We start from the raw sequence: 3,855 nt of genomic DNA, 5'->3' as shown, positions 1-3,855 counted from the left end.
TTTGTTTTTACATACGCTCAAAAACACCAATCATAGGCAAACTATATAAACACAAACTACATAAACACAAACTACATAAACACAAATAACCAAAGCAGTAGCCAACCAAAGCTACTGTTTTTTCTTATACAAATATACAATATATAACTATTCCACATTATGGTAATATATATCTAGACAATAAATACACTATATATTAATTAATCTGAGTCATGAATTTTATTGTATTTATTTAAAGTTAGAATAGGGGGATGGATTTGAGATATATGCTAAAAGATAAAAATAAAAGACTTTGGGTGTTTACTCTAATAAATATAGTTTTATTGTTTCTATATTTAATTTCAAGCAAAGTGATTAAATCTTATGACTTAGAGTTCATGGATTGGGTGCATAATATACCCTTAATAAATACAATTTCTATTTTAATTACTTCTATATATAGGGCATCATTAGAAAAAAATCATAAGCATAAAGAAATGATTTTGATAATCACAATAATTGTATCTATAGTAATTTCTGTAGTTGCCATGTTTATACGTTTTTTGTTCTGTACAACAGATCACATTGTCCATAAAAATGAAAAGACAATAGTTATAACTGTAGAAAATACTTTATTACATACATTTGTTAGTTTTTATGAAAGAAAGTTTTTTATTTTAAAAAAACAAATACCTGGAGGTGGAAATTTTAAAGGATCTTATGATCCATTTGAAAGAGGAGAAATTAGTTACTAAATTATATGTTTAGGGGGATTTTTATGTCATCATGGGAAATGAATTTGATGTTGATAACGTTTATGTGGCCAGTGATTCTTTTTATAGGAGTTATATAAATGTCAAGTTTAGAGCTATTGTATCGTTTATAAGTTATAATATTTCTGGAAATAAGAAAGGCTAGGAAGCATAAAAAACAACCTATTCAAACTATAAATGCTACTTTAATTTTAAAAGAAATGATTCCTAGATCAACAGTAAGTTCTAGAGGGATATCTAATGTGTATATACATCATTATATGAAATTTAAGTTAGAAAATGGAGAAGAAAAAGAATTTGAAGTTTTACCTGAACAGTATGCAGTTATTTTAGAAGGTAATATAGGTGAGTTAACTTTTAAAGGAGATAAATATCTTAGTTTCTACATTACAAATATTAATGTAAATAGAGAAAATTAATTTTAAGATAAGGACGGTTTAGAAATATGGAAAATCTAAAGCTAAAAGCCGAATTATATAGATTAGCACTATCATGTGGTTTTATAACTAAGAAAGATGTAATAAATTGGGCTGATAATGAGATAATGATATCAGAAAAACCAGATATTTCAATAATAGAACTTTCGCTTTTAGGAAGTAAAAATGTAGAAGACATTATTTCTAAACTTAAAGAGGTTACAGGAGATATTGATGAAGAGGTAACACTTAAAATATTACTAGGATTATTCTATAAAGAAATTATAAAAAATCCAAATAAGATACAGGTTATTTCAACTGAGTTATACCATCTATATCTATCTCTTCAAATAGAGAATAAAAAAGAATGCTATTTATGGATGATGTACTTAGATGATGAATTTCATTTAGCTTATAATGGAACATATGGTGATGTTGAAGAAGTTAAATTTAGGTATATTGATTTTTTAAAACAATATAAGGAATATGCAATAGATTTTCCAGGCTAGTTATGCTTAGATAAGAATTATATTCAAAACAGTAGCCAACCAAAGCTACTGTTTTATATTGCACAAATATGCAATAAGTATAAAAATGTGATATATTATGGTAAAATACATTTAGAAACAAATGAGATTTATATACATGAAAATCAGTCGTGGTGTTTAAAAATTCAGCTTGATTTGAGTATTAAATAAGAGAATAAAAAATCAAATGAACAGTTGAATACAATTAGATGTAAACCGTATAAAAAAATAGAAAGTACATAATTGTAGGCAAATATGTACCACATAAAAGGAGGAAAAAGAATGGAATGTAATATAAAAAATATGTCTATAAACTATGAAATAATAGGTAATGGAAAACCAATTATTATGATACACGGTTATCATGTAGACCATAGATTAATGTCAGGATGTATGGAACCTGTATTTAATAATAGAGATGAATATAAAAGAATATATATTGATTTACCAGGAATGGGAAAAACTAAAGGTGAGGATTGGATTATAAATTCAGATGTAATGCTAGAAATTTTAATTAAATTTATTGAAAAAATTATTCCAAATGAGAACTTTTTACTTGCAGGTGAATCTTACGGTGGATATTTAGCAAGAGGAATAGTACATAAAATGGGAGATAGAGTAGATGGGCTATTACTATTATGTCCTGCTATTATAATGGATTTTAAGAAACGTAATATTCCAGCACATATTATTTTAAAGAGAGATGATGAATTGTTATCACAACTTGAACCATCTGATGCTGAAGGTTTTTCTTCCGTACAAGTGGTACAAAGTAAAAAAGTTTGGGATAGGTATCGAGATGAAATTTTATCAGGCCTAAGAGTAGCAGATAATAATTTCTTACTTAATCTGCAACAAAATGGATATGCCTTTTCATTCGATGTAGATAGGTTGAATGAAAAGTTTAATAAGCCCACTCTTATGCTATTAGGACGCCAAGATTCAAGCGTAGGGTATAAAGATGCTTGGAGTATTTTGGATAATTATCCACGAGCAACCTTTGCTGTATTGGATAGAGCGGGACACAATTTGCAAATAGAACAGGAAGAATTATTTAATGCATTAGTTAATGAATGGCTTGTAAGAGTTAATGAGTCATAATCTTCTTAAAATGAGTACTAACTTATATTAATTAAATTACATACTACATTAATTACATGTTTCTAGGTATAATACAAATCATCAAAACAGTAGCCAACCAAAGTTACTGTTTTTTCTTGCACAAATATACAAGAAGTATAAAAACATGGTATATTATAGTAATATATACGTAGAAATAAATGAAAGTTATATGAAAAGATGTAAAGTACGGAATTCTATAATATGACGAATAAAAAATGATTTATATAATTGGAGGAAGAGGATGAACAGATTGAAATTAGTTTTACCGACACCAGAGTATAAAGAGAAACTTATGGATTATAAAAGAGAATTTATTGAAAGTGGAGATAGCATGGATGGTACTGCAGGTTTGGGAAATGCTGAAACTTTTGAAGAATGGTATAGTGCATTTTGCGATAATTTAAAAGAAGAAACTGTAAGAGACGGTTTAGTTCCAGCAACTACATATATGGCTATTTCTAGTGATGACGGTCGTTTAATTGGAATGATTGATATTAGACATCGCTTAAATGATTATTTGTTAAATTTCGGTGGACATATAGGTTATAGTATTAGAAAATCAGAAAGACAGCAAGGGTATGCAACTAAAATGTTAGTATTAGCTTTAATAGAATGTAAAAAATTAAATATAAAGAAAGTTTTAATTACTTGCGATAAAGATAATGTTGCATCAGCAAAGACTATTATAAATAATGGTGCAGAATTGGAAAATGAAATACCACAAGGAAATAGAGTTACACAAAGATATTGGATAACTTTAGGTTAAGGTTATGAGCATAATTTATAGATAAACTGATTCGCATTATGCTTAAAATGCATATTAACTTATATTAATTAAATTACATACTACATTAATTACATGTTTCTAGGTATAATACAAATCATTAAATCAGTAGCCAACCAAAGCTACTGCTTTTTACTGCACAAATATACAATGAGTATAAAAATATGCTATATTATGGTAAAGCATACCTAGAAAAACAATCTGTTATAAAAGTTATAGTTTTGATTATATTAGAGTGATGTCTATGAGCTGTA

Annotated in this window: 5 protein-coding genes; all 5 read left to right on the top strand. The window is 27.1% G+C overall.

Features of this window, described 5'->3' with window-relative positions:
- Positions 1-251 precede the first annotated feature (251 nt).
- Positions 252-734 carry a hypothetical protein gene (locus WJW32_RS12460; RefSeq protein ID WP_340258806.1) on the top strand — a complete coding sequence of 161 codons (483 nt, stop codon included), beginning with the start codon at positions 252-254 and terminating at the stop codon, positions 732-734.
- 134 nt (positions 735-868) lie between these two features.
- Entirely contained in the window at positions 869-1,171 is a 303-nt protein-coding gene (locus WJW32_RS12455) for a DUF2500 domain-containing protein (RefSeq protein WP_340258808.1), read from the top strand.
- Between the two features lie 26 nt (positions 1,172-1,197).
- Positions 1,198-1,677: a hypothetical protein gene (locus WJW32_RS12450; RefSeq protein ID WP_340258804.1), complete on the top strand. Its 480-nt coding sequence runs from the start codon at positions 1,198-1,200 to the stop codon at positions 1,675-1,677.
- 300 nt (positions 1,678-1,977) lie between these two features.
- Positions 1,978-2,796 carry an alpha/beta fold hydrolase gene (locus WJW32_RS12445; RefSeq protein WP_340258803.1) on the top strand — a complete coding sequence of 273 codons (819 nt, stop codon included), beginning with the start codon at positions 1,978-1,980 and terminating at the stop codon, positions 2,794-2,796.
- Positions 2,797-3,058: 262 nt separating this feature from the next.
- On the top strand, positions 3,059-3,583 hold the full coding sequence (locus tag WJW32_RS12440; protein ID WP_340258801.1) for a GNAT family N-acetyltransferase: 525 nt from the start codon (positions 3,059-3,061) through the stop codon (positions 3,581-3,583).
- The last annotated feature ends 272 nt before the right edge of the window (positions 3,584-3,855 follow it).

Source organism: Tepidibacter sp. Z1-5, from assembly GCF_037844525.1.
In the GTDB taxonomy this organism is placed as follows: Bacteria; Bacillota; Clostridia; order Peptostreptococcales; family Peptostreptococcaceae; genus Tepidibacter_A.
This window is presented reverse-complemented; position numbering and strand designations above follow the sequence as displayed.